The sequence below is a fragment of the Lewinellaceae bacterium genome (assembly GCA_020636105.1).
Classification (GTDB): domain Bacteria; phylum Bacteroidota; class Bacteroidia; order Chitinophagales; family Saprospiraceae; genus BCD1.
Genome location: JACJYL010000001.1, coordinates 1,547,471 through 1,573,672, shown reverse-complemented (window position 1 = coordinate 1,573,672; position 26,202 = coordinate 1,547,471). Strand labels below are relative to the sequence as shown.

General features: G+C 43.4%; 18 protein-coding genes. 9 read left to right on the top strand and 9 right to left on the bottom strand.

The annotated features are described in order from the left end of the window. Window positions 1-98 precede the first annotated feature (98 nt). Window positions 99-6,494: a DUF3494 domain-containing protein gene (locus H6571_05825; protein ID MCB9323243.1), complete on the top strand. Its 6,396-nt coding sequence runs from the start codon at window positions 99-101 to the stop codon at window positions 6,492-6,494. Between the two features lie 173 nt (window positions 6,495-6,667). On the opposite strand, the gene H6571_05820 is transcribed toward H6571_05825, so the two are convergent. Continuing rightward, window positions 6,668-7,645 carry a hypothetical protein gene (locus H6571_05820; protein ID MCB9323242.1) on the bottom strand — a complete coding sequence of 326 codons (978 nt, stop codon included), beginning with the start codon at window positions 7,643-7,645 and terminating at the stop codon, window positions 6,668-6,670. An 88-nt stretch (window positions 7,646-7,733) separates the two neighbouring features. Here H6571_05820 and H6571_05815 point away from each other — a divergent pair, with 88 nt between their 5' ends. Continuing rightward, entirely contained in the window at window positions 7,734-10,736 is a 3,003-nt protein-coding gene (locus tag H6571_05815; GenBank protein MCB9323241.1) for a glycoside hydrolase family 3 C-terminal domain-containing protein, read from the top strand. 88 nt (window positions 10,737-10,824) lie between these two features. Here H6571_05815 and hypE read toward each other — a convergent pair whose 3' ends face one another. Then, window positions 10,825-11,844: a hydrogenase expression/formation protein HypE gene (hypE, locus tag H6571_05810; protein MCB9323240.1), complete on the bottom strand. Its 1,020-nt coding sequence runs from the start codon at window positions 11,842-11,844 to the stop codon at window positions 10,825-10,827. A gap of 307 nt (window positions 11,845-12,151) precedes the next feature. Here hypE and H6571_05805 point away from each other — a divergent pair, with 307 nt between their 5' ends. After that, the gene (locus tag H6571_05805; protein MCB9323239.1) at window positions 12,152-12,838 is read left to right on the top strand and encodes a leucyl/phenylalanyl-tRNA--protein transferase; all 687 of its coding nucleotides are present in this window, start codon (window positions 12,152-12,154) and stop codon (window positions 12,836-12,838) included. 57 nt (window positions 12,839-12,895) lie between these two features. Beyond that, window positions 12,896-14,629 carry a tetratricopeptide repeat protein gene (locus H6571_05800; protein ID MCB9323238.1) on the top strand — a complete coding sequence of 578 codons (1,734 nt, stop codon included), beginning with the start codon at window positions 12,896-12,898 and terminating at the stop codon, window positions 14,627-14,629. A 65-nt stretch (window positions 14,630-14,694) separates the two neighbouring features. Here H6571_05800 and hypD read toward each other — a convergent pair whose 3' ends face one another. The 6 genes from hypD to H6571_05770 all read right to left on the bottom strand — a co-directional run bounded on the left by hypD (window position 14,695) and on the right by H6571_05770 (window position 22,670). Then, window positions 14,695-15,786 carry a hydrogenase formation protein HypD gene (gene hypD, locus H6571_05795; protein MCB9323237.1) on the bottom strand — a complete coding sequence of 364 codons (1,092 nt, stop codon included), beginning with the start codon at window positions 15,784-15,786 and terminating at the stop codon, window positions 14,695-14,697. A gap of 68 nt (window positions 15,787-15,854) precedes the next feature. Continuing rightward, window positions 15,855-18,155: a carbamoyltransferase HypF gene (hypF, locus tag H6571_05790; GenBank protein MCB9323236.1), complete on the bottom strand. Its 2,301-nt coding sequence runs from the start codon at window positions 18,153-18,155 to the stop codon at window positions 15,855-15,857. Beyond that, the gene (locus H6571_05785; protein ID MCB9323235.1) at window positions 18,152-18,688 is read right to left on the bottom strand and encodes a hydrogenase maturation protease; all 537 of its coding nucleotides are present in this window, start codon (window positions 18,686-18,688) and stop codon (window positions 18,152-18,154) included. The genes hypF and H6571_05785 overlap by 4 nt, the downstream gene beginning before the upstream one ends. An 87-nt stretch (window positions 18,689-18,775) precedes the next feature. Further along, window positions 18,776-19,543 carry a Ni/Fe-hydrogenase, b-type cytochrome subunit gene (gene cybH / locus H6571_05780; protein ID MCB9323234.1) on the bottom strand — a complete coding sequence of 256 codons (768 nt, stop codon included), beginning with the start codon at window positions 19,541-19,543 and terminating at the stop codon, window positions 18,776-18,778. A gap of 161 nt (window positions 19,544-19,704) precedes the next feature. Next, complete coding sequence (locus H6571_05775; GenBank protein MCB9323233.1) at window positions 19,705-21,438, bottom strand: nickel-dependent hydrogenase large subunit; 1,734 nt, start codon at window positions 21,436-21,438, stop codon at window positions 19,705-19,707. Between the two features lie 104 nt (window positions 21,439-21,542). Continuing rightward, complete coding sequence (locus H6571_05770) at window positions 21,543-22,670, bottom strand: hydrogenase small subunit (protein ID MCB9323232.1); 1,128 nt, start codon at window positions 22,668-22,670, stop codon at window positions 21,543-21,545. Between the two features lie 192 nt (window positions 22,671-22,862). Here H6571_05770 and H6571_05765 point away from each other — a divergent pair, with 192 nt between their 5' ends. The 4 genes from H6571_05765 to H6571_05750 all read left to right on the top strand — a co-directional run bounded on the left by H6571_05765 (window position 22,863) and on the right by H6571_05750 (window position 24,736). Then, window positions 22,863-23,042, top strand: coding sequence for a hypothetical protein (locus H6571_05765; GenBank protein ID MCB9323231.1), 180 nt, complete (start codon window positions 22,863-22,865; stop codon window positions 23,040-23,042). A gap of 2 nt (window positions 23,043-23,044) precedes the next feature. Continuing rightward, the gene (gene hypA, locus H6571_05760) at window positions 23,045-23,386 is read left to right on the top strand and encodes a hydrogenase maturation nickel metallochaperone HypA (protein ID MCB9323230.1); all 342 of its coding nucleotides are present in this window, start codon (window positions 23,045-23,047) and stop codon (window positions 23,384-23,386) included. Between the two features lie 127 nt (window positions 23,387-23,513). After that, window positions 23,514-24,392, top strand: coding sequence for a hydrogenase nickel incorporation protein HypB (gene hypB / locus H6571_05755; protein MCB9323229.1), 879 nt, complete (start codon window positions 23,514-23,516; stop codon window positions 24,390-24,392). Between the two features lie 86 nt (window positions 24,393-24,478). Then, window positions 24,479-24,736, top strand: a complete 258-nt coding sequence (locus H6571_05750) for a HypC/HybG/HupF family hydrogenase formation chaperone (GenBank protein ID MCB9323228.1) — start codon at window positions 24,479-24,481, stop codon at window positions 24,734-24,736. A 95-nt stretch (window positions 24,737-24,831) separates the two neighbouring features. Here the strand turns inward: H6571_05750 and H6571_05745 are convergent, their stop codons facing one another. Then, complete coding sequence (locus tag H6571_05745) at window positions 24,832-25,470, bottom strand: deoxynucleoside kinase (GenBank protein MCB9323227.1); 639 nt, start codon at window positions 25,468-25,470, stop codon at window positions 24,832-24,834. 318 nt (window positions 25,471-25,788) lie between these two features. Between H6571_05745 and gatC the strand changes: the two genes are divergently transcribed. Next, a complete protein-coding gene (gene gatC / locus H6571_05740) occupies window positions 25,789-26,079 on the top strand; it encodes an Asp-tRNA(Asn)/Glu-tRNA(Gln) amidotransferase subunit GatC (GenBank protein MCB9323226.1) in 291 nt (96 codons plus the stop codon). Window positions 26,080-26,202: the final 123 nt, after the last annotated feature.

Genomic DNA, 26,202 nt, shown 5'->3' with positions numbered 1-26,202 from the left:
CATTATATAACACTCTACATCACAGAAGTATACAACTTTGTATTGAGACAATTCTTTCATGTTTTGTTCGATTCCCTCTTAATTTAAAATATTTAATCATGAAAAAAAATTTACTAAAAGCATTAACCACAGTTTTATTGCTTTTAATTTCAATTCTAAATTTTGCACAGGCTCCTAATTTAGGGGCTACTTCCAGTTTTGCCATATTTACTGCTGCGGGAGAAGTTAGTAATACCGGACCAACATTGGTAACAGGCGATGTTGGCACAAATGGAGGAGCATTTAACGACTTTCCTCCGGGAATAATAATTGGACAAATCCATGTGACAGATGCTGTTTCGGCCCAAGCTGCTATAGATGTAGCTATTGCATTTGGCGAATTAAGCACACTTACCTGCGGGTCTGTTCTGGGAACTACATTAGGAAACAACCAGGTGCTTACCCCGAATATTTACTGTCTGGGAGCTGCCTCAACTTTAAATGGAAATTTAACTTTAGATGGGGAAGGTGATCCAAACGCTATATTTATTTTCATAATAGATGGCGCTTTATCGACAAGCACATTCTCAAACGTTTTTTTGATTAATTCAGCCTCTTTATGCAATGTTTATTGGCGAGTCAATGGAGCATTCGAATTAGGCGATTTTTCAGTTTTCAGGGGTACTGTAATTGCTAATGGAGCGATCAGCTTATTGGAAGGTTCCTCTCTTTTTGGCAGGGGTCTTTCCACTGCAGGCGCTATTTCCTTACATAATAATATGGTCACCGCAGAAATGGAGCCAACCGCATCAATAATTTCGGCGGGCGGCTCAACAATATTATGTGCAGGGGATAATGTTATCCTTTCTGGTAATAATGGAGGAACCTGGAGTGACGGATCGACAACACCATCCATAACCGTAACTACAGCCGGTGACTATTTTGTAACCAATACAACTGGTTGTGGAAGCGTGACTTCAAATCACATATTAGTAACAGAAGCACCCGCTTTGGCAGTGAGTTGTCCTGGCGATTTGACGATAGGTTCTTGTTTGAGCCAGACAGACGTAAATGCCGCCTTCCTTGCATGGCGCAACCAATTTATAGTAACGAGCCCTGGATCTGCTCCAACAGTATCGGATCTGACGCAGTTCGCAGCTCCGCAAAACTGTGGAGGAAGTGTGACGATAGTATATGCTGCGACGAATGATTCATGTCAACCAGATGTGAGTTGTTCCGCGACGTTTACCGTAACAGATGCACCGGCTTTGGCAGTGAGTTGTCCAGGTGATATGACGATAGGTTCCTGTATGAGCCAGACAGACGTAGATGCCGCCTTCCTTGCATGGCGCAATCAGTTTGTAGTAACGAGCTCTGGTTGTAGTAATCCAACAGTAACGGATCTGACGCAGTTCGCACCACCCCAAATCTGTGGAGGAAGTGTAACAATAGATTTTTTAGCAACGAATGATCTTTGTAATCCAGATGTAAATTGTTCCGCGACGTTTACCGTAACAGATGCACCAGCTTTGACAGTGAGTTGTCCAGGCGATATGACGATAGGTTCTTGTATGAGCCAGACAGACGTAGATGCCGCCTTCCTTGCATGGCGCAATAAATTTGTGATAACGAGCTCTGGTTGTGCCCCAACAGCTACGGATCTGACGCAGTTTTTATCACCGCAATCCTGTGGAGGAAGTGTAACAATAGTATATGCAGCAACGAATGATCTATGTCAACCAGACGTGAGTTGTTCCTCGACGTTTACCGTAACAGATGCACCTGCTTTGACAGTGAGTTGTCCAGGTGATATGACGATAGGTTCCTGTATGAGCCAGGCTGATGTAGATGCCGCGTTCCTTGCATGGCGCAATCAGTTTGTAGTCACGAGCTCTGGTTGTAGCAATCCAACAGTAACGGATCTGACGCAGTTCGCAGCTCCGCAAAACTGTGGAGGAAGTGTGACGATAGTATATGCTGCAACGAATGATCTTTGTAATCCAGATGTAAATTGTTTCGCGACGTTTACCATAACAGATGCACCGGCTTTGGCAGTGAGTTGTCCAGGTGATATGACGATAGGTTCTTGTATGAGCCAGACAGACGTAGATGCCGCCTTCCTTGTATGGCGCAATCAGTTTGTAGTAACGAGCTCTGGTTGTAGTAATCCAACAGTAACGGACCTGACGCAGTTCGCACCACCACAATCCTGTGGAGGAAGTGTAACAATAGTATATGCTGCAACGAATGATTCATGTCAACCAGATGTGAGTTGTTCCGCGACTTTTCCCATAACAGAAGCACCCGCTTTGGCCGTGAGTTGTCCAGGCGATATGACGATAGGTTCTTGTATGAGCCAGGCTGATGTAGATGCCGCGTTCCTTGCATGGCGCAATCAGTTTGTAGTAACGAGCCTTGGTTGTGGTAATCCAACATTTACGGATTTGACGCAGTTCTCAGCACCCCAAATCTGTGGAGGAAGTGTGACGATAGTATTTGCTGCGACGAATGATCTTTGTAATCCAGATGTGAATTGTTCCGCGACGTTTACCATAACAGATGCACCGGCTTTGGCCGTGAGTTGCCCAGGCGATATGACGATAGGTTCTTGTATGAGTCAGGCAGATGTAGATGCCGCCTTCCTTTCATGGCGCAATCAATTTATAGTGACGAGCCCTGGCTGTGATGCAGTGGTAACGGATTTGACGCAGTTCTCAGCACCGCTTACTTGTGGCGGTAGTGTTACAATAGATTTTTCAGCAACGAATGATCTTTGTAATCCAGATGTGAATTGTTCAGCTACTTTCACTGTAACAGCAGATGATGAAGCCCCGGTAATAACATGTGGTAATGGTGATGGTGAAACTACCCTTGATTTGGGATGTAACCCGACTTCGCTGCCAAGTGTTCAGTTTATTATGGACAACTATGTTTCTGTAAGTGATAATTGTAATTATACCATAATTTTATTGGATGCACCTGTTGCAAATAGTGAATGCAGTTTCAACCAAACTTACAAATTTACAGCATTTGATGACTGCGGTAATATGGCACTTGAACAATGCAATATTATGGTAAGCTGGACAGAAGATACAGATGCTCCTGAAATAGTGTGTGGTATTGTTGAACCCCTGGGATGTAACCCTGGAACAATTCCAACAGCTCAGAATCTCATCGAAAACGGTACTGTGACAGCATCAGATAACTGCAGTGCTGAAGTTGTAGTCGTAGGGAATGCTGATATCATTGTGAATGGATGTGAATATTCGCAAACCTATAGGTACAAAGCCGTTGATCAATGTGGTAATGAATCCGGGCTTTGTTATGTAACGGTTACCTGGCAAGAGGATGATGTACTACCTGTTCTCACCTGTCCTGCAGATATTGCCATTGAATGTACAGCATCTACAAATCCTTCCAATACAGGTGGATGGCCCACTGTAACTGACTATTGTACTTCCGGACTGGCAGCTACCTATACCGACGTGATTGTTAATGGAGACTGTGAAGGTGAATTTGAGATCCACAGGACCTGGACTGCCACAGATAATTGTAATAATACAGGCTCTTGTGTACAAAATATCAAAGTTACAGATAATACACCTCCGGTTATTCTGCCTGTACATCCTGATCTGGTAAACATTCCAAACGGAAGTAATATTACGGTAGAATGTCAGATTCTTGATCCGGATTGGGATCCATTTATTTTCGATGAAAATGATGTGACAGCTACTGATGAATGTTCCTCCGTAACGATTACGATGACGGAAGTTTTGGTCGAAGAAGGTTGTGTGGAAGATGGCGTTTATCTTGGTTTCGTTAGTCGCTGGAAACTTATGTGGATAGCCACCGATGCGTGTGGTAATAGCGCTGAGTATTCATTCACAATGACCGTTATTGATGAAACACCACCGATATTTACCAATACCCCTGGAGATCTTGTCGGTACTTGTTATGACATTCCATATTTTGACATGGTGGAAGCCACTGATAATTGCTCAAATGTGGAATTGACTTTCGTCGATTCGGAGTTGCCGGGAGAATGTGCAGGAGAAGTCTTTATTATACGTGTCTGGACCGCTACTGATTATTGTGGAAACGCTTCTACTTATACTCAGACCATCCATTTGATTGACGAGGAGCCTCCGACAATATATTTCCACGAACCTGAAATGGAAGGCTATACCAATGGGCAGGTGATCTACGTCGATTGTGACGACCTGAATACTTACCTGTTCAATGAAGGAGCAGCCTTTGGAATTGATAATTGCGATTACTCCCCTGAAGTCACTTATGATTTTCAAATTTTCAACAGCGGGAATTGCGATGCAGACGGGTGGTTCACCAAGGTAATAACAACATGGACTGCAACCGATGATTGTGGTAATAGCGCTGTATTTTCCCTGACGATTTTGGCCGTTGATAATACGCCGCCAGTATTCACATTCATTCCGACGAATGTTTGTACGAGCCTCGGCAATATACCCGCGGCAGGTCTAGCCAAAGCCATTGACCATTGTAGTACCGTTGTTATTGAATTCGTTGAGTTTCCAATGGAAGCCTGCGACGACGGAAATGTTATTGAAAGGCATTGGATTGCAACGGATGACTGTGGCAACACGAGTACCGCAGTGCAGTTGATCATCATTGGTGATGAAACAGGACCAACGATTTCCATCAGTCACGAGGCCTTTGATGGCGTTCCTGACGGAGGAACAGTGCTCCTTAAAGCAAATTGCAATAATACTTCCTTGGTACCTGACCTTGAGTCTTACATTGAACTGACAGATGATTGTTCCATCGGAATGTTCGTAAATCTATCCTACGAGTTGATGTCAGAGGGAGATTGCATTACAGACGGTTATTTGAAGCAGTATAAAATGGTTATCGAAGCTAAGGATGGGTGTGGAAACCATACAATCCTCCAATATGTGGTTAACATAGTGGATACTGAAGCTCCTGTATTTCTCAATGCCGTTGCTGTACTTTACCTCTCCTGTAACGAGGCTCTACCTGAACTCACCGCAGAAGATGGTTGTTCTGAAGTGACTGTAGAAGTGACGCAAAATGCAGACTATGATCTCTGCTCTGATGGTACACCACTCGTAAGAGTTTGGACGGCAACGGATGAATGTGGTAATTCAACTACATTTGACCAGGTAATTCATTTCAATGACAATACCGGGCCGGTGCTAGTTGACGTCCCTGATGATGCATGCGGACTTCCAGGCGAGTTACCCGATGTAACGGCTTATGACGAATGTTCCGGAACAGCCCCACAAATCACCCTTACGGAAACGATTGAAAATGGGCCTTGTGGGTCAACGACTGTCAGAACATGGACAGCAACCGATGCGTGTGGTAATGCAACCTCTGAATCACAGTACTTCTTCAATGAAGATAGTGAGGCACCGCAAATTAGTTTCAATCACCCGGATTTAGCTGGTGCCGTTGATGGAGACCTTCTATCCTTTGATTGCATTGATCTGAACTTCCTCGCTACCGACATCACCGCTACGGACAATTGCACCGATGACATTGATATTCAACTGGATATTGTGTTACTCAACTCAGGAGATTGTTCGATCCTTGGGTATTTCGAAAAATATAATTATACTTGGACAGCCACAGATGTTTGTGGCAACAGTACCAGTATAACATTAACTTTCGAAACGAAGGATATTGATGCTCCAGGCATCTTCTTTGTACCTGATGATCTGACATTGTACTGTTATGAAGGACCATTACCTGTTGCAGATGATGTTGCCGCTTTTGACAATTGCAGTGACCTGGAGTTTGGTATGACTGTTGACACCATAGTTATTTCTCCAATAAAAACGATCGTTATCAGAACGTGGAAAGCGGTGGATGCCTGTGGAAATACAGCAGTAGAGACCCAGACTATTACCTTACTGGAAACTGAAATTAGTTGCAGTTTCCCTGATGCGCCTGATTATATTTACTGCCAGAGTTTCAATAATACGTTAACGGTAGTAGTAGAAGGTGGCTTTGGACCCTATACTTATGACTGGTCGCTGATTGATTGTGACGGGATCATCACCGCTGGTTTCTGGACGGAAACCGTAACCTATATTTCAGGATTAACCCCTATGACATTTGGGGTTACGGTTACGGATGTTAACGGCTGTGAAACCTATTGTACCATTACCATCGAATGTATGAAAAAGTACGGGGAAAATAGCGAAACCCACTTTGACGTCGCCGAAGGTTCAGTACCAGAGACCCTTACCTTAAATAATGGTAAAATCAAGCTCGCGCCAAATCCTGCCAATGACATTATCTATTTGGGATTTGAAGGGTTTGACAGGCAAGAAAAGGTCGAGGTTTTTATAACCAACATCTACGGTCAGATTATTGAAAGGATGGTGTTCGTTGAAATCCCTGTTAGTGTTTTATTGATCAATACTTCCAACTATCCGGACGGGTTGTATTCTGTCTTCGTTAGACAGGAAAATCAAAAACCTGTGGAAAGTAAATTTATTGTGACTCACTAATCGGCAGAAATAATCAAACTTCCCGGAGAAGGGTTTGAATATAAATTTAAAACATGAGTCCCGAATTTCATCTGTTTTGATGAAATTCGGGACTTTTTTTTTATAAAAAGAGATAAACCGCAAAACCTGCTTCCGGCGCGCAGCAGGCTAGGGGTAATTGGAAAGTGTAGCTTTTACCAATTTCCGACCTTTTCAATTTTGAATTCGCATCGGTAAACAAAATCTGAGGAACTAAGCTTAAAAGAGTGATCCCCAAAAATATTATTGCCCGGAACTGAGTAAGCATTCCGAGCTTCTTCATCCGCAGTATTGTCGGATTCTCTGGCATAACCCTCTATGGATAAATTTAGATTTTTACAATGTTCGTTGTCAAAAGTAATGTTAACAGACTTATTTGTATCCATCCAAACATAACCTGCCGGAGTGGTAATTTCGCCCCCACTGTAATTGTATATGACCAGGCCATTGCCTGTTATTTCTTTGTCTTTTTGTTCATTACATCCAGTTTGGCTTGCCTTTAGTATAAAATTAAACCTGTCCATGTCAGCATCATTACCTGCTCCTTCATCATCAGACATTTCACATACCAGTCTGACAAGAGTAACTTTTATCTGCCTGTTAGAATTCTCAAACTTCCTTTGTTCTTCTTTATCTATTTCAATTTGGGCTAAGCTGTCCCGTTCCACCTGATCTCTTTTAATTTGGGCTAAGCTGTCTTGTTTTTCCTGCTCTTTTTTAATTGGATCAGGTTGCTCTTCTATGTTTTTTGGTTCCCTGGCCATCCAAAAGATAAGAGATCCTACAATGATTACCCCTAAAAAAATGAGCAGGTAGTTTCTAACTTTATTGTTCATGATACCGGCCTCATGAGCGGCAGGTATCATGGTGGATTTTCCAGGTTTTTTTATTATTTTTTCAGACAGACCAAGAATTGCCAGATTGATTTTATTCAGTTCTTTGCGAGCTTCATTGTCATCAATTACTCCAAGAATCTGGTCCTCTTTTACCTTGTTAAATCTTCCACTGATAATGATTAATTCTTTATCAAGAGAGGACAATTGTTCTTTGGCTAAAAGCTCGAGTGCTTTTTCTGTTCGATTGGATCGGATGAGATCTTTTACTTTCTGAATTAATTCTTGCTGGTCTTTCATAAAGTGAATTTATACCGTATTTCTATTGCAATTTGATTAAAATAGGGATTTTACAAATAAATATAAGGATTATTATGGATAGGCAGCCTTGAATTTAAGATTTACAAATTTAGCAAGATCGATTATTGAAGACGAGAAGTCTGGTATAAAAGCATTAGCGAATTTAACCAACTTCTTTTCGGACTACAATATAAGTAATCCAGGATATTCAAGTTTAGTGAACTATCCATGGGTCCTGTTTCTTTTTTTTACTATTATTACATTCCAATCAAGGCAAAAACAAAATTGGCTAAAACCGAAATTAATTTTAAAACAAATGAAATATATAACTACAGTTTTAATAAACGTTTTTTTTATCTCGAACTTAATCTGTCAGACCATTGATCAAAAAGTGGATAGTTTGTTGATGCTAATGACCCTTGAGGAGAAAGTTGGTCAAATGACACAGGTAGAAAGAAGTGAAATAGAAGATATTGAACATATTGCTGCTTATGGCATCGGATCCATATTGAGTGGTGGTGGCTCAGCGCCTTTTCCAAATACGGTAACCAGTTGGTCTGACATGTATGATACTTTTCAAAGCAAGGCACTGGAGAGCAACTTAGGGATTCCATTATTATATGCCATTGATGCTGTACATGGACACAATAATGTTTATGGGGCAGTTATCTTTCCACACAATATTGGAATGGGGTGCACCTGGAATCCTGATTTGATTGAAACAGCTAATCAAATCGTAGCTAAAGAAGTGGCTGCTACGGGTATAGACTGGACTTTTTCTCCTTGTATTGCGGTGCCTCGAAACGAACGCTGGGGCAGAACTTATGAAGGGTTTGGTGAAACGGCGGAGATTCAAAAGATCATGGCAGATGCATCCGTTCGCGGGTTACAAGGAAGTGATTTAAGTTCAAATGAAACCATTTTGGCATGCGCGAAGCATTTTGTGGGTGATGGGGGAACCATAGACGGTATTGATCAAGGCAATACCATCCTTTCAGAGCAAGACCTTCGTTCGATCCATATGCAAGGGTATCTTGATGCTATTGACGCTGGAGTCGGTACGATTATGGCATCTTATAATAGTTGGAATGGGGAAAAACTTCATGGGCATGATTATTTGCTTACAGATGTGTTGAAAACGGAACTAGGATTTGAAGGTTTTATTATTTCCGATTGGAAAGGGGTGGATCAAATTGATGAAGATTATAGAACGGCTGTCAAAAGAGCAGTTAATGCTGGTGTTGATATGGTAATGGTACCGGATAGATACGAGGTTTTTATTGGACATTTAATAAGTTTGGTAAATGACAATGAAGTCAGTGAAGAAAGAATTGATGATGCTGTAAGAAGAATATTGAAACAAAAATTTATATTAAATCTTTTTGAGGAGCCTTATACGGATAGTTCACTGGCAGCCTCTTTTGGCTCTCAAGAACATAGAGACTTATCAAGGCAAGTGGTGAGAGAATCGATGGTATTATTGAATGCAAAAAACGATATCCTGCCGCTTGAAAAAAACAATCAAACCATACTGGTTGCTGGTGAATTGGGAGCCGACTTAGGGGCTCAGTGTGGGGGCTGGACAATTTCATGGCAAGGTTCCAATGGCGATATTACTCCAGGTATTGATATTTTGACGGGTATTGAAAATCTGGCAGAATCCAGTGAAGTGATTTATTCTCCCAATGGTGATTATAACGGTCCGGTGGATGTGGCTGTTGTAGTTATTGGCGAAAAGACTCCTTATGCAGAGGGAGCAGGAGATCGAGCTTCCCTTGTTTTAAATGAAACAGATGTTGCCTTATTAAAAAATCTCAAAGAAGCAGGCATACCTACCGTTGCTTTATTGGTTTCCGGACGGCCTATGGTTTTTGGCGAGCTGTTACCTTATTCAGATGCCATGTTTGCTGTTTGGTATCCCGGAACAGAAGGTGACGGCATAGCAGAGGTGCTTTTTGGGGATTATCAACCTTCCGGAAAGCTAACTCATTCCTGGCCCAAAAAAATGTCGCAGGTTCCGATCAATGTTGAGGATAGTAATTATGATCCTTTATTCGGGTATAAACATGGGATCGTCCAGTTTCCAACTGTAGATTCTTTTGATAAATTATTACCTTATGCCGCAACGACTAACAAGCTAGGTACTACCATTGTACTTGCCCTTTCTGATGAAATAACCATGATGGAAGCCTCCAATTCCGATTTTGAAATAAAGGTTAATGGGGTGACAATGCCCAACCTTATTAGTGATGTTGGTATTGCCGGTTTTGATGAGAGTATTTTACTGTTTTCATTGAATACGCCCATTCAGGAAGAGCAAGATATTACCATATCCTATTTTGGAGAGCATATCGCTTCTTCAGGTTTGGTGTTAGATAGTTTAACTAATTATTTTGTATACAATGCTGTAAATAGCAGTAACTCCATACATACCATTCCCGGAAGAATTCAGGCGGAAGATTTTTTTGAAATGAGCGGCATCCAAACCGAACCCTGTACAGATGTCGGAGGCGGAGAAAATGTTGGATATATCGAAGGGGGAGACTGGATGAAATACAATGTTCAGGTAACCCAATCCGGATTATACAAGGTCGTAAATAGAATGGCTGGTTTTGAAGGCGGGACCTTATTGCTTACTTTCAATGATTCCATTCAAACGGAGGTTGATTACAGTCCTACTAATGGTTGGCAAAACTGGGCGGATTTCACCACCAACATCTTTTTAGAAGAAGGATTTTACACCCTGCAAGTACATGCGCAATCAGCTGGGTTTAATATTAACTATTATGATTTTGAATTGCTTAGTACTTCCGTTCAAAATGAATCTTCTGTCATTCACCATATTGAAGTTTATCCCAACCCTGTAAAGGAATTACTAAATGTTGAATTTTCAGCCAACCATAGTCAAGATGTTACCATCAAATTAATTGATCTTACTGGTAAAACAGTACAAGAATTTCATAACGGAGACATAGCTTTTGGATCCAATCGATTCACTTTTTCTCTTAATCCAAATTTACCGAAAGGAACGTATTTTATAGAAATAAAAGACCCTATGAATCGGCATTTTAAAAAGATCATCAAGGATTAGGCGTATTTCAAAAACTATATAGACTTCTAATTTATTTGGTTCTGGGTCGTCCGCTATAATTAGCGCTAAGGTGCGCATCATATCCCCATCAACAAATCCTCGGCAGTTGCTCCCCAACGAGCATATTCACTACCCTTTTTCCGCCAATGGAGGAGGTCAGCACCACTTCTCCTTTGTGGTTTTCCACCACTTCACCAATGATCGCTGCATTCTCTCCGTACTCCATGCTGCGTATTTCTTCCAGTACCGCTTCCGCAATGTCCTTTTTAACGGTGGCGATGAAAAGGCCTTCGTTGGCCACGTATAAAGGGTCAAACCCCATGATTTCACAAGCTGCCTCCACCTGGGAATCCAGGGGAATGTCTTTTTGATGCATCTCGATACCCAGTTTGCTGTCGCGGGCGATCTCGGTCAGCACAGTGGCCACGCCGCCACGGGTGGGGTCTTTGAGCAGGTGAATATCCTTGCCGAATTTATCGAGCAGTTGCTGGATGTCGAAATTCAGGTTGCGGGTATCACTTTCTATGGTTGTTTCAAATTCGAGTCCTTCCCTGACAGACATAATGGCCATGCCGTGAGCCGCTATATTGCCGTTGATGATAATTTTGTCACCGGGTTGCACATTTTTGATATTGATGTCAGCCTTCTCATGGATGGGGCCGATTCCGGTGGTATTGATGAAAATCTGATCCCCTTTTCCCTTTTCCACGACTTTAGTATCGCCGGTCACGATCTTCACGCCTGCTTGCTCACTGGCCCATTTAATGGAAACCAGAATTTTCCAGAAGTCTTCCATTTTAAGTCCTTCTTCCAGAATAAAACTCAGCGACAGGTATTGGGGAATGCCCCCGCACATGGCAACGTCATTTACAGTGCCGTTAATGGCGAGTTCTCCAATGTCTCCTCCGGGGAAAAAAACAGGGGAGATGACAAAACTATCCGTTGAAAAAGCCACTTTACCTTTGAGGTCGAAAATGGCACCGTCGTGTCTTTGATCCAGGGCTTCATTAGACAACAAGTCAAATACGCCGCTGTCCAGCAATTTATTGCTCAAAAGTCCGCCACTGCCGTGTCCGAGGGTGATGATGTCGAAATCCATCTTAGGCATAGGGCAGGAGAGTTGCATGTTTATTTTGTCAGCCATTTTTTGTAGTTATCGGTGTTCTAATGAAGACTTAAATTAGAACGCGTTCCAGTATTTTTTCGGATAGAAATTCGTTTCGTACTGTAAAATCTGTTCAGATCAGTGTTCTAATTTTGGTTTCCTCAAATTTACCAAAAAAAGGCTAAACAGGAACAAAAGAGGCCTTTTATTTTGGTGGTTCAGCTCCCTGAATTTAGGAAACGTTTCTACCCTTTTGTGGATTCCTTTTTGTACTTTAGTGTTTCAGTTTTTTAACTAAAAAGACGAGATCATGCCATTTTTTCAATTGTCAGAAACCGATAAAAATTTTCCTCCCGCTCATTTTGCGGATCAGGAAGGCATGATCGCGGTTGGAGGTGACCTTTCCCCGGAAAGACTGATCAATGCCTATGGCAGCGGCATTTACTTTTGGTTTGGCCCGATGGATCTCATCAAATGGTGGTCGCCCGATCCGCGGGTAGTGTTGTTTACGGCCGATGTATTGGAAAGCGAATTGGACACTGAAAATCAGCGACATTTCACTTTGGATGAATGGTTTGAGCCATTGATGCGGGCCTGTCAGGAGGTGCAAAACAAAAAACCGATGAATGAATACTGGATCACCGAAGAAATGGCAGGTTCTTACCTGGGATTGTTCGAACAGGGCAAGGCCCATTCGGCGGAGGTATGGGAAGGCGAAAACCTGATCGGTGGCGTTTTTGGCATTAGCGTCGGGCGATTATTTTTTGCAGAATATTTACTGGGGAAAGATATTTTGGCTGATACTTATGCCCTTCAAAATTTAGCCCTTTGGCTGAAAAAAAACCATTTCATATTCATTGATCTTCAAAAAATTACCGAAGATCTTGGTGAAATTGAGATTTCGGAAATATCCCGGCTGGAATTTCTGGATTTAATAACAAAAAACAAGGAAAAACAGGATCTGCCCCATCCCTGGAAACTAACCTCTTCCTCATAAAATCACAAAACCAGAACCTTTTAGCATCACAGCATCACAGCATCACAACATCAAATTATGGATTACCAGGCATTACAACAACGCGCAGATGAATTACTCGCCCAGGGACAGTATGAAACCCTTGTGGATTTATACACAGAAGCCCTCGGTTACGGTTACCCCAAAAGCGCAGAAGCAGAACTTTTAAGCGCCCTGGCGGAATTGTACAACCACTTTGGCGAGAAAGAAAAGTCAAAGGATCACTATGCCTCGGCCATTGCCATTTTCAGAACACTTGAAGGGGAGGGAGAAGAAGGCGCGTATTTTCCTGTTATCGCTGCGGTGACCAATAACCTGGGGATTTTGTACGAAGAGGAAAATGAAGACCAGGCGGCAACGGAAAAATTTAAAGAATCCCTGGAAATTTACGAAAAACTGGCTGAAAAGGCCCCTGAATTGTATAAGCCTTATGTGGCAACCACCCACTACAACCTGGCAAATTTGTTGGGTAAAAAACCGGATTTTTACCAAAGTCGGAAACATTTGCAGCAGGCATATGAAATTTTTAAACCCCTCGCTGATGCGGATCCGATCAATTTTGATGCCTACCTGGCGAATACGCTCATCAGCCTGGGCAATAGTTATGTGGAAGAGCATGACTACAATAATGCAGAGATTTATTTCGAAAAGGCCTTGCCTGTTTACAGGAAACTTGCGGACATTCGTTTTGATATCTTTGGCCCTTACCTGGCCGCCACGTTGAACAATCTCGCAGTGGCGAGCAAGGAGACCAAACAACAGGATAAGGCGGTGTTGTTTTACGAAGAAACCCTGGATCTTTACCAACGGCTTGCTGAAGAAAATCCGGAAGCCTTTTTGCCTTATAAAGCGGCTACGCTCAACAGCATGGGGATCCTGTTTTCGGAGATGTTTGATAAGGATGAAGCACTGGTGTATTACAACCGGGCGATCGAGATCTATCAGCGGCTGGCTTCAAGGGCCCCCGTTGATTTTAATCCTTACCTCGCCACTTCTATCCACAATCTTGCCATACTGCTCGATGAAAAAGGGGAACTGGATCAGGCAGAAGCGGCTTATCACAAGGCACTTTACCTGAGAGATGAGCTGGCCGCTCAATACCCGGGGGCTTTCGACAGGGATGTTTGCGTAACAGCCATGAACCTGGTAACACTCTATCAGCAATTTCTTGAAAAAGACCAGGAACCGATCTTCAGAGAAAAAGCAAAAGAACTTTTGGCAGATGTGAGCAGAAGACTGGAAAAATTAAACCGCGATGAACCCGTGGTGCAGAGCCTTTGGAGCGATCACGAATATTTTGTGGATTTTTTCGAAAATGTAACCACCGAAGCATTAAGCATAGCCAATGTGCTGCGCCGTTGCAATGCGCTGACTGAGGAGATCAACTCAACCATAGACCCTGCGGAAAAGATCATTTTTCAACAGCAGATCATTGAACTTCTGGAAGCGCAAAAAACGGAATATCCACACCATCAACCCTTGACCGAAGAGCTTTCGACAGAATATGGCAATTTGTCCTGGTTGAGCATCCGGCTGAAGGATTTTAAAAAGGCCAGGATTTATGCTGAAAAAGGGATGGAACTGAACCCGGGCGCTTATTGGGTAAAAATGAATCTTTATTACCTGGGGATGATCGACAAGGCCGAAAATGAAGCGCTGAGCATCCTGGACGAAATAATGACGGGGTGTTCCACAGATCTTGAAAAACACAAGGTTAGGGAGCAGATGGATATGGATATCCAAAAACTTCGGCTGTATGGGCTGTGGGGTTAAGGAAGCAATGAGTGAATGGAGAGAATGATCCGCTGGCTTTATCTTCGATTTTTATAACCACCTGCTTACATTGTCACCTTCGAAAAATGATAATAAGCCGCACAGGCCCCTTCTGAAGAAACCATCGGGGCTCCCAATGGATTGATCGGGGTACAGGCTTTGCCGAAATTAGGACAATCAAACGGTTTTTTGATTCCCTTCATAATATCTCCTGAAATGCATTCCGGGTTTTCAGGAGCTTCAGGGATGTTGATATTGAACTTCCTTTTGGCGTCGTAAAGGGCATATTTTTCCTTCACTTCATAACCACTGTTCCCGATGAGGCCTATTCCGCGCCAGGTTCGGTCCTTCACTTCGAAAACCTCAAAGATGATCTCTTTGGCACTCATGTTGCCGGCTTCCTTCACCATCCGGGAATATTGATTTTCCACTTTGGCCTCGCCTTTTTCCAGTTGTTTTACGACCATCAGGATGCCCTGAACGAGGTCCAGGGGTTCAAAACCGGTGACGACCAGCGGAATGTTGTATTTTTCTGCCAAAGGATGGTATTCTTCGTATCCCATGATGGTACACACGTGCCCGGCGGCAAGAAATCCCTGGATGCTGGTCAGTTCGTCATCCATGACCGCTTCGATAGCGGGAGGGACGAGCACATGAGAGGCCAGGATGGAATAGTTGGTCAATCCCAGCTTGTGGGCATGAATCACGGATAAAGCGTTGGCCGGTGCAGTGGTTTCAAAGCCCACGGCAAAAAACACTACCTGCCGATCCGGGTTATCCTTTGCAATATTAACAGCCTCGAGAGGGGAATAGAGGATGCGGATATCAGCTCCTGCAGCTTTGCTTTCGAGTAAGCTTTTTTGAGAGCCCGGCACGCGAACCATATCGCCAAAAGTACATAGAATCACTTTTTCCTGTTCGGCCAGAAAAATGGCCTTGTCGATGAGATTAAGGGGCGTCACACATACCGGGCAACCCGGGCCGTGTACCATGGTAACCTCAGCCGGAAGCATCTCCAGTATGCCATTTTTGACCAGGCTGTGGGTTTGCCCACCACAAACCTCCATGATGGTCCATGGTTGGGTCACGACCTTTTTGATCTCAGCCAATACAGTTTGTACGGCTTCCAGGTTTCGGTATTCAGACAGGTGCTTCATGGGTTTGCTTTATTTTTTACAGTACATAAATAAAATTTAACCGCAAGGAACCGGTGGAAATTCTTCGATCAATAATCCACATTCCTCAAATACCAGGCTAATTGCCCAAAGGAAACACATTCATCATTGGGCGACAACTCTTTATGAAAGTAAAGTTCGTGCTTTTTGCCCAGAAATAAAAGCAGCAGGTCAACGAGCCATGCATTTTGGAAAACACCACCGCTAAAGGCAAGTTTATTCACCTGGTGCCTTTCGGCAATACCGCCGATATAATCGATCAGCGTGATATGGAATTTTGCGGCAAGTAGTTCCTGGTCCAGTCCGTCGTTTATGTCTTTCAGAAGATTTTCCATGATAAACCTGGTGAAGTTCTCAGGAAGTTCCTTTTCCCAAAGGTATGAAATGCGCATTCCCGGAGCATTCTTCCGGAAGTATTTGTAGGCCTGGTGTTCCAGCAACATAGCGGCCTCTCCTTCGTAGGATTGTTTGTCGATGCCGAGAATGATGGAACTTGCGGCATCAAACAACCTTCCAATACTCGAACTTTTAAGCTTTGAACCATTTTTTAGCAATTTTCGGTAGATGTTCCATTCCGTGTCCGAAAATTTTGCTTTGAGGATTGATTCGCTGTTGGTCAGCTTAAAACAAATCGCTAGAGCAGAAACGCGTGGTTCTTTGGGCATTTTATCTCCAAGAATGAAATCAAAATAGTCCAGGTAGTGCAACCGCTCCATCTTTTTATCATGGTAAACAAAAAATTCACCGCCCCAGATTTGCCCATCGTCTCCAAGACCTGTTCCGTCCCAAATGACACCCATTACCGGCTCCGGACTATTAAAAAGATCATTTTCAGCCATTACAGCGTAAAAATGCGCTTCGTGGTGCTGGACTTTATAAACCGGAACCTCAAACCGGTCCGCCAACTGCTGTCCGTACCGGGTAGAAAAATATCCTTCATGTTTATCGGTCAGTATGACCTGGGGAGTACTTTTTAAAATGTTGAAAAAATGCTCCAGGCTGTGTTTAAAACTCCGTTGTGTATTAAAACTGTCGGTATCCCCAAGATACTGGCTGATGTAGATGTTTTTTTGGTTTAGGAAAGTAAAGGTACTTTTAAGCATGGCGCCCATGGCCAGCACCCGGGTTTCAGGAACTTTCAGCGTTGGGTTTACATACGTCGGGGACATTCCCCGCGAGCGCCGAAGGATGATCTTTTTATATTTTATTGGGCTGAAGGTTACCACGCTGTCGTCCTGGGGCAGCGTAATGTTGCGATTGTTGAGGAGCAGGTAATCTGCAATGGTGGACAATTCCCGCTGAGCTTCGTCGTCCTGAAAAATGATCGGTGAATTGCTGATGTTTCCGCTGGTGGCAATGATGGGGCGTTTGAATCCCGTCAAAAGTAAGTGGTACAAAGGGGTATAAGGCAGCATGACACCTATTTGCCCCAACCCGGGAGCGATATCTTTCGTTTGGATGCCGGAAAGGGGATCATCAATGACCCTTAGCAGCATGATGGGCGCTTCCGGCCCTTGCATTTCCAGCATGATGCCGGCGTGCAGATCGGTGTCTTCGGAAAGAATCAACACGTCATGGTGCATGAGGGCAAAGGGTTTGGTGGGGCGATTTTTAAGTTTTCTAAGTCTCTTTATGGCCTCGCTGTTTGTGGCATCACAAGTCAGCAAGTAACCGCCGATGCCTTTGATGGCCACGATTTTTCCTTGTTCCCAAAAGGTAATGGTTTGCCTGATAATGGTTTCGTCGTCCTCACTGATAAGGGAGCCGTTCGAGTCGGTCAACTGCATTGTAATCCGGCATGTGGGGCAGGAATTTGTCTGGGAGTAGTGTCTTCTATCCAGCGGGTTGTTGTATTCCTTTTGACAATCCGGGCACATTTTAAAAATATCCATGGTGGTATTTTCCCGGTCATAAGGGAGAGCCTTGATGATTGAAAACCTCGGCCCGCAATTCGTACAGGTGGTAAAAGGATAGCGGAAACGTTTGTTTTCTTTTTCGTAAAGGTCTTTTGCGCAATCCGGGCACATGGCAAAATCGGGGGTCATCAAAAGGTTGGGCTGGCCATCCGCCTGACTGTAAACGATCTGAAAATCATCAAAGAGTTGATCTGAAGTTTTTTTGATAGAAGAATGGATGATATTGGAAAGACGGGGAGCCTTTTCTTTCAGTTTGTTATAAAAATCATGCGCCTCGTGTTCGGAAGCATTGATCTCAATATGCACCCCGTCCACGGTATTGTTTACCCATCCGTTCAGGCCTGCTGCAATGGCTGTTTTATAAACGAAAGGACGAAATCCCACCCCCTGGACGATGCCGGTGAAGTGGATATGAAAAGTTGAATTGGTGCTCAATGGTCGTGGTTAAAGGTTTCGTTGGCGGCCAGTTTTTCTATTTGTTCCATTAGGACGGGAATGCTGGCTTCTACTTCCCGGCTCAGTTCCATGGTCATGGGTTTGATTTCGGTTATTGAAATGGTGAAGAGATACATTTTGGGTACTTTTCCTGTAATATATACGGCCTCGACCATATCCTTCAGTCCGACATCGTGCACGCTGAGGGTTTTTGGGAAATCCGCCGCAAATTTGGGCTGGATCAGTGAAACCGATCCGGGCGGTTTGCCGTCCATCGTGGCATCAATGAAAATGATCACGGGATAATCATCAAAGTAGCCCATAAGGGAAAAACCTCCCGTGCCGCCATCAATAACGTCAACGTTTGGCGGACATCCTTTTTTTTCGAGTTTTTGCGCCAAATGTACCCCGATACCCTCATCTCCCATGAGAAAATTACCGATGCCCATGACCAGGATACGGTTTTTATTATCCTGTTCATATGGAAAATACCCTATGCCGGGTCTGCCTTCAATTGGAATGTGTTCACTCATGTTATAAAGATATCATACAGTTGGTTGAAAACAAAAACTTTCAGGATTTAACCCGCTGTAAAGTAATTATTTTCAACCAACTGTTCTTTATTTTTGGTTCTCCAATTCTTCTTTCTTTTCCAGCTTGTCTATCGCTCTTATCGCCTGTTCGGTGATACTTTCGTGATCCTGAATCCTTTCCTTCCGTACAAATTTATAGCCGCTGATCATGGAGGAGGTTTCCCCCCTGCCTTCCAGCCAGTCGTGGAAGAAAACAAGATAAACATGGATCATCACAAAGACGATCATGATCCACATGGTGATATGGTGCCAGCTCCTTGCGGCGAAGTCTCCTCCAAGTGCAGGAACCACCCAGGCGAACATTTTGGGTAACCACCATCCGGCCATATCTGAATACAACCCAAATCCGGTAAATACCTGAACGAGCGCCAGCAGAAACAAAATGGCATAAGAAAAACCAGCCACTGCATTGTGGCCCACACTAAGGTTGGTCAGGTCATGTTCATCTTCATTCATCAACAAGACATCGACCTTTAAGACATGCATCACATTTTTGAGTCTTTTCTTGCTGAAAGGCCAGAAATTGGACCAATGCGCAAATTTGTTTCCAGCAAATGACCAGTAAATTCGCATGATCATATTGACAAAGAAGAGGTATGCTGAAAGGAAGTGAATATATCGGACGATGCCGAACCAATAACTATTGGTCGCCTCGACAGAGGATTGTATCGCAGGCGGATTGGCTATTATGAATCCCGTGATGGCCAAGGCGGTAACGGTCGCAACGGTAATCCAGTGAAAGACCCGTACCGGCATTTCCCATACAAAGACTCTTTTAAAATTATTTGTAGACATTTTTTTCTTATTTTGAAGAGGTTGGAAAAAAGCTCAATTTTTCGACTGTGGAGTAAAAAAAGGAATATTTACTGATCGAAAAATTGACCTTTTTTCCGTTTTCTATTATTTATAATGGATTGAAAATTTAAACCTCTAAACATCTAGTCAAATCAATCTTTTCAAACATCACAGGCCGATACATTCTGAACCTGGGAAATATGCCGGCCGTGTTCGTCATATAGGTGAACAGAGCATGCCAGGCAAGGGTCGAATGAATGGATCGTTCTGATGATTTCCAGTGGAAGTTCTGTATCGGCTACCGGAGTACCGATCAGGGTAGACTCATACGGGGATCGTTGTCCGCTGGGATCTCTTGGAGAACCATTCCAGGTGGTGGGCACTACCTGCTGGTAGTTGGCCGTTTTTCCATCCTTGATCCTGATCCAGTGGGCGAGTCCTCCCCGTGGCGCTTCCATATAACCTACGCCCTTTGCCTCTGCCGGCCATGAAGAAGGTTCCCAACGCTCCATATTTGCCATTCTGGAATCCCCGTTTTTGATGTTGTCGAGCAGTTGCTGGTAGAATTCCCAACCCCAGCGCGCAGAAAGTTTAGCGCATAGACCACGGGCAGCTGTTCTTCCAAGGGTAGAGAACAGGGCTTCCGCAGGCACGTTGAGGTAACTCAGTACGGCACCAACTTCTTCCTGAATTTCTTTGTCTCCAGAAGCATATCCAACCAAAATTCTGGATAAAGGCCCTACTTCCATTGGTAAACCTTTCCACCTCGGCGTTTTGATGAAGCTATATTTTTTATCCACATCAAGGAAATCGTATGGCGGTTTAGGGCCGGTGTAGTTGATATTGGTTTCCCCGTCCCATGGGTGGAGCGATTCGTTGTCGCCGCCCGGATAATCATACCAGGAATTATTGATAAATTCCTTGATCTCTTCATTATCGCGATGGTTCACATCATGAACTTTTGAGAGGTCACGGTCGAGAATCACGCCCTGAGGGAATTTGAAGGAAGAAACATCCCTGTAGCCGTTGGTTGGATATTCACCGTAAGACATGTAATTTCCGAATCCTTTTCCAATGGCGCCCCAGTCTTTGTAAAAAGAAGCAATTGCCAGCAGGTCAGGAATATAAACCTGTTCTACAAACTGCTTGCCTTGCTCCATTAACCTTCCCACATAGGCGAGCCTTTCAGCATTGAGTCCGCCGGGGCTCTCTGTGTTGATGGCGCAGGCCATGCCCCCTACCAGGTAGTTGGGGTGAGGGTTCTTTCCACCAAAAATGGTATGGACTTTTACCATTTCCTTCTGCCATTCCAGGGCTTCAAGGTAGTGAGCTACAGCCATCAGGTTAGCTTCAGCAGGCAATTTCATTTGTGGATGTCCCCAATAGCCATTGGCGAAGATGCCCAGTTGACCGCTTTCAACAAATTTTGTCAAACGTTTTTTGATATCGGAAAAATACCCGGGAGAGCTTTTCGGCCAGTTAGAGATGCTTTGTGCGAGCTCGGAGGTTGCTTTGGGGTCAGCTTTCAGCGCATTGACCACATCCACCCAGTCCAGGGCATGCAGGTGATAAAAGTGTACTACGTGGTCATGCATGTATAATGCAGCCACCATGATATTGCGCACCAGTTCTGCGTTGGGCGGGACCACAATATCCAGTGCATCTTCCACGGCCCGGACCGAGGCGAGTGCATGTACGGTGGTACATACACCGCAGGTTCTCTGGACAAAGGCCCAGACATCTCTCGGGTCGCGACCCCGGACGATATTCTCTATACCTCTGACCATGGTGCTTGAACTCCATGCGTCGGTAATTACCCCGTCTTTCACTTCTGCCTCAATACGCAAATGCCCTTCAATACGGGTTATAGGATCGACTACTATTCTTTCAGCCATTTTTTTAAGATTTTGAATGCTTCCCTTTTAGGACTTCAAATTACGAGCTCTACAAGGGGTGAATTTTTATTGATAAAAAGAAGAATTAAAAGGATTCGATGGTCCTATTTACCTTCATCAAGGTGTTCGAGATTTTCTTTACCGCTTTTAATTCTCTGGGCCAGGAATTTACGTTTACTGACATTAGCAGCAATACCGTGGGCTACCAAACCAGCACCCACTGCCACTGCAGCAATTTTACCCACCTTGTCGGCACCGGTTTCGATGCCAAAACCAGGGGTATTGGTCAGTCTTTCATAGAAAGGTCCGTTGTCCCAGAAATTTTCTTCGCTGCAACCGATACAACCATGGCCTGACTGGATAGGATAACTTACGCCATTATTCCACTTTATGGTACCGCAGGCATTATAAGTCATTGGGCCACGACAGCCTACCTTATATAAGCAGTAACCTTCTTTTGCATTCTCATCATCGAAAGTCTCTACGAAAAGACCAGCATCGTAATAAGGTCTTCTGTAGCAGCTATCGTGTACACGTTTGGCGTAAAAGGCTTTAGGTCGGCCCAGCCGGTCTGTTTCCGGTAGCCGGCCAAAAGTTACGTAGTGAACAATTACCCCTGCCATGACCTCTCCGATCGGGGGACAGCCAGGAACGCGAATGATAGGTTTATTTTTAATGATTTTGTGAATGGGAACCGCATTGGTTGGGTTCGGGTGAGCCGCCTGGACACATCCGTTGCTGGCACAGCTGCCCCATGCAATGATGGCTGCTGCTCCTTCTGCTGCTTCTTTCAGGATTTCGATGGACGTCCTGCCTGCAATAGTACAGTAGTTGCCGTCATCACCCAGTGGAACGGAGCCCTCGACACATAGAATATACTGTCCCTTGTATTTTTCCATGGTGTCACGTTTGGCTGCCTCCGCCTGGTGGCCTGAAGCTGCCATGAGGGTCATGGTGTAATCCAGGGAAATATGGTCGAGAATGATGTCCGCCACGATAGGGTGGTCTGAGCGGATGAAAGATTCACTGCAGCAGGTACACTCCTGAAAATGTTCCCAGATAACGGGTACACGAGGGGTGTTTTGCAGTTTTTGTGCAATTTGGCCGATAGCCGTCGTTTCTAACCCCATGTAAGCCGCCATAAAAGTGGCAAATTTCATGAAGTCACGACGTGAATAGCCGCTTTTTAAGATACGTTCATAGTAGGTATCTCGTTGTTTTGTAGGAAACATTAGGCAAAATTTTATGTTATTTTTATTTAATCTAAATAAATAATTTTGCCATGGTTGGTGTTCTAAAAATTTTATTCTCTAAATGTATGAAGTTTCTTTCATTTTTCAAAAAAAATGAGCAACTTTGTATAGAAAGTTTATTTAATTTTTTTGTCTATAAAATTTAATGTCATTATGTTGAATAAATTAAAAATTTCGTTTGCCTCTTTGATTCTTTGTTTGCCTTTTTTGGCAGAAGCACATGAAGGTCACGGTGTATTCAATGGTGGATCTTTGAGTCATTATCTTGCTTCTCCCATGCATATCCTCCCTGTGATTGCTGTTGTGGCGATCGGAGTATTTTTTATTTATAAAAAGGTAACGGCGAAATAGAGATGCATGAACTTTCCATAGCGATGGGCATTGTCAGAATAGCTGAAAATGAAACGCAAAAGGCTAAAGCCAAATCCGTAACCCTCATTGAGCTTGAAATCGGAAAGCTTTCCGGAATAGAGATCGATTCGTTGGAGTTCGTTTGGCCGATGGCGGTAAAAGATTCGGTTTTGGAACACGCAGAACGAAAAATTGATATCATTTCTGCCCGGGCCGTTTGCGTAGATTGTGACACCGAATTCGGATTGGAGCATCATTACGATATCTGTCCGGAGTGTGGCAGCTATTTTAAGAATATTTTGTCCGGCCGTGAAATGAGGGTCAAAGCTTTGGAAGTTGAATAAAGAAAAAAGGAACATGAGTCATCGGAAAAATTCGGGAATCATTCCCCGATATGAAATGCAGGGATGACTCATGTTTTTTGTCCGCTTTGCTTTTAAAATTTTGCTTTTAAACTTTTAATTTTCTACTATGTGTACAACATGCGGTTGCGGAGACGCCGAAAATGAAGTAAGCATTTTAAAACCAGGAGAAAAAATCGAAATGCACGATCATTCTCACGAAAATGGTCATGAACATCACCACGAACACGGTCATGAGCATCACCACCATCATGGCCACGAACACGAACATGGTCATGAGCATCACCATCATCATGGTCATGAACACGAACATGACCACGGGCACAGCCATACACATAAAACGGTCATTGAACTGGAAAGGGATATTCTCCAGAACAACCAATTGGTGGCTGAGCGTAACCGTGGATATTTTGAAGCCAAAAATATTTTTGCCATCAACCTGGTAAGCTCTCCCGGTTCAGGAAAAACCAGTATTTTGGAAAAAACCCTCTCCGATCTGAAAGAGGAGATCGATTTTTTTGTCATAGAAGGGGATCAGCAGACTTTTAATGACGCCCAGCGCATTGATGACCTCAATATCCCCGTGGTACAGATCAACACAGGTAAGGGATGTCATCTGGACAGCGATATGGTTAACAGGGCCGTAAAGAAACTCACACCTAAGGATCACTCTGTTTTGATGATAGAAAATGTGGGGAACCTGGTATGTCCTTCCATGTTTGACCTTGGGGAAGATACCCGTGTAGTGATCATCAGTGTCACGGAAGGGGAGGATAAACCCATCAAGTATCCGGATATGTTCATGAGTTCACAGGTATGCCTCATCAATAAAATAGACTTGTTGCCCTATTTGAAATTTGATGTCGAAAAAACGAAGGATTACGCCCGTCGGGTCAACCCGAATTTGCAGTTTTTTGAAGTTTCAGCCACTTCGGGAGAAGGCATGGAAGAATGGTATGCCTGGTTGAAAAGTAAACTAAAAAGTTGATTGAAAAAATCCCTATAATTTGAAAAAACATAATCTGCCCGGATGGCTATCCGGGTAGCATTATGGATCACAAAAAAATATCCATTATGTGCTTGGCAATACCTGGAAAATTAATCGAAATATCCGCTCAGCTGGACGACATTTTCAGAATCGGGAAAGTTTCTTTCGGAGGCATTAAAAAAGATGTCAACCTGACGATGGTGCCAGAGGCTAAAATTGGAGATTATGTCCTGGTGCACGTCGGTGCAGCCATCAGTATTGTGGATGAAGAGGAGGCCCAAAAGACATTTGACCTGCTCATGCAACTCGGAGAGTTGGGGGAGCTGGAACAGGAGGTACCTTGATAAATGTAAAATGTAAAATGTAGAATGTAAAATGTAAAATGTAGAATGTAAAACGGGTTTATTTCCGGTATAGAGGGGCAACCAGCAATCTGTTCCTAAAACAACCCGTGCAATTCCGCATTCACCATATCCACCACAGTGCCCACGTCTTCAGGATTATTCTTAAAGTCTATATCATCGGCATGAATGACGAGTAATTTTCCTTCATCGTAGGTGTCGATCCAATTGTCGTAACGGTCATTCAAGCGTTTCAGGTAATCAAGGCTCATGCTGCCTTCATAATCTCTTCCACGGGTTTGGATATGGTCTACGAGGGTGGGGATCCCGGCCTTCAGGTAAATGAGCAGGTCTGGTGGCTGGATTTGCGAAGACATCGTTTTAAAAAGACTGAAATAATTTTCAAAATCGCGGGACGACATCAATCCCATATCATGAAGGTTGGGGGCGAAAATGTAGGCATCTTCATAAATGGTTCGGTCCTGGATAACGGTTTTGTCACCCTGGAGAATCTTTAAGACTTGCTGATACCTGTTGTTGAGAAAGAAAATCTGAAGATTAAAGGACCAGCGTTGCATATCGTTATAAAAATCACTGAGGTAGGGATTATTATCGGTTGACTCATAATGGACATCCCAGTTAAACTGTTTTCCAAGCTGGGTGCACAAAGTCGTTTTGCCTGCTCCGATATTTCCTGCGATGGCAATATGTTTGATTACTTTTTTTTCTTCGCTCATAGTTGTTTAAATGGAGGAATATTAAAATATTACAGGTTTAATGTACTAACAAAAAAAAGTGGACATGCGAAAATAAAATTTCTGCCGTTAATTTTTAATTCAAAAGGACAGTTTAAATGATAAAAGTTGTTTTTTTGATAGTTTTGCGTGAGAAGATACCATTTGTTGCGAACATATAGTCCGATAAAATAATATTTTATTCAAAGTTACTTTGAAACAGAGTTCATGAAGGATGGTCGCTTTTTAAATTAGCCTTCAAAAATAACCCAAAACCGGCGGTTAAGCGAGGAAATAGGTGCGAACTTCTAATAATTTAATATGGTAATAGATAATAAGTTAATTTCAAAACTTGAAAACCTGGCGAGGTTGGAACTTGACGAAACCGAAAGGAAAAAGATTCGCCATGATTTGAATGAAATTCTGAAAATGGTTGAAAAGCTCAATGACCTCGATACCACGGGAGTTGAACCTTTGGTTTATGTAAATGAAGCGGAGGTCAATGAGTGGAGAGAGGATAAAATTGTATCGACGATTTCCAGGGAAGAGGCTCTTAAAAATGCACCGGATCAGGATGGAGTTTATTTTAAGGTACCGAAGGTGATTAAGTAATTTCAGGTTGACGGAGAACGGTTGACGGTTGACGCCGGACAAAAACTACCTAGGGTGTTGTTGAACCCTCCCGACCTGGCGGTACGGGAACCTGTGCCGTACATGAAATGTCGGTATTTCGCT

What these genes read in the sequence shown, in the direction of transcription:
- H6571_05825 (MCB9323243.1), top strand. Translation starts at nt 99, where the DNA reads ATGAAAAAAAATTTACTAAAAGCATTAACCACAGTTTTATTGCTTTTA.
- hypD (MCB9323237.1), bottom strand. Translation starts at nt 15,786, where the DNA reads ATGAAGCACCTGTCTGAATACCGAAACCTGGAAGCCGTACAAACTGTA.
- H6571_05820 (MCB9323242.1), bottom strand. Translation starts at nt 7,645, where the DNA reads ATGAAAGACCAGCAAGAATTAATTCAGAAAGTAAAAGATCTCATCCGA.
- H6571_05805 (MCB9323239.1), top strand. Translation starts at nt 12,152, where the DNA reads ATGCCATTTTTTCAATTGTCAGAAACCGATAAAAATTTTCCTCCCGCT.
- H6571_05775 (MCB9323233.1), bottom strand. Translation starts at nt 21,438, where the DNA reads ATGGCTGAAAGAATAGTAGTCGATCCTATAACCCGTATTGAAGGGCAT.
- hypE (MCB9323240.1), bottom strand. Translation starts at nt 11,844, where the DNA reads ATGCCTAAGATGGATTTCGACATCATCACCCTCGGACACGGCAGTGGC.
- H6571_05800 (MCB9323238.1), top strand. Translation starts at nt 12,896, where the DNA reads ATGGATTACCAGGCATTACAACAACGCGCAGATGAATTACTCGCCCAG.
- hypA (MCB9323230.1), top strand. Translation starts at nt 23,045, where the DNA reads ATGCATGAACTTTCCATAGCGATGGGCATTGTCAGAATAGCTGAAAAT.
- H6571_05770 (MCB9323232.1), bottom strand. Translation starts at nt 22,670, where the DNA reads ATGTTTCCTACAAAACAACGAGATACCTACTATGAACGTATCTTAAAA.
- H6571_05785 (MCB9323235.1), bottom strand. Translation starts at nt 18,688, where the DNA reads ATGAGTGAACACATTCCAATTGAAGGCAGACCCGGCATAGGGTATTTT.
- hypB (MCB9323229.1), top strand. Translation starts at nt 23,514, where the DNA reads ATGTGTACAACATGCGGTTGCGGAGACGCCGAAAATGAAGTAAGCATT.
- H6571_05750 (MCB9323228.1), top strand. Translation starts at nt 24,479, where the DNA reads ATGTGCTTGGCAATACCTGGAAAATTAATCGAAATATCCGCTCAGCTG.
- gatC (MCB9323226.1), top strand. Translation starts at nt 25,789, where the DNA reads ATGGTAATAGATAATAAGTTAATTTCAAAACTTGAAAACCTGGCGAGG.
- cybH (MCB9323234.1), bottom strand. Translation starts at nt 19,543, where the DNA reads ATGTCTACAAATAATTTTAAAAGAGTCTTTGTATGGGAAATGCCGGTA.
- H6571_05745 (MCB9323227.1), bottom strand. Translation starts at nt 25,470, where the DNA reads ATGAGCGAAGAAAAAAAAGTAATCAAACATATTGCCATCGCAGGAAAT.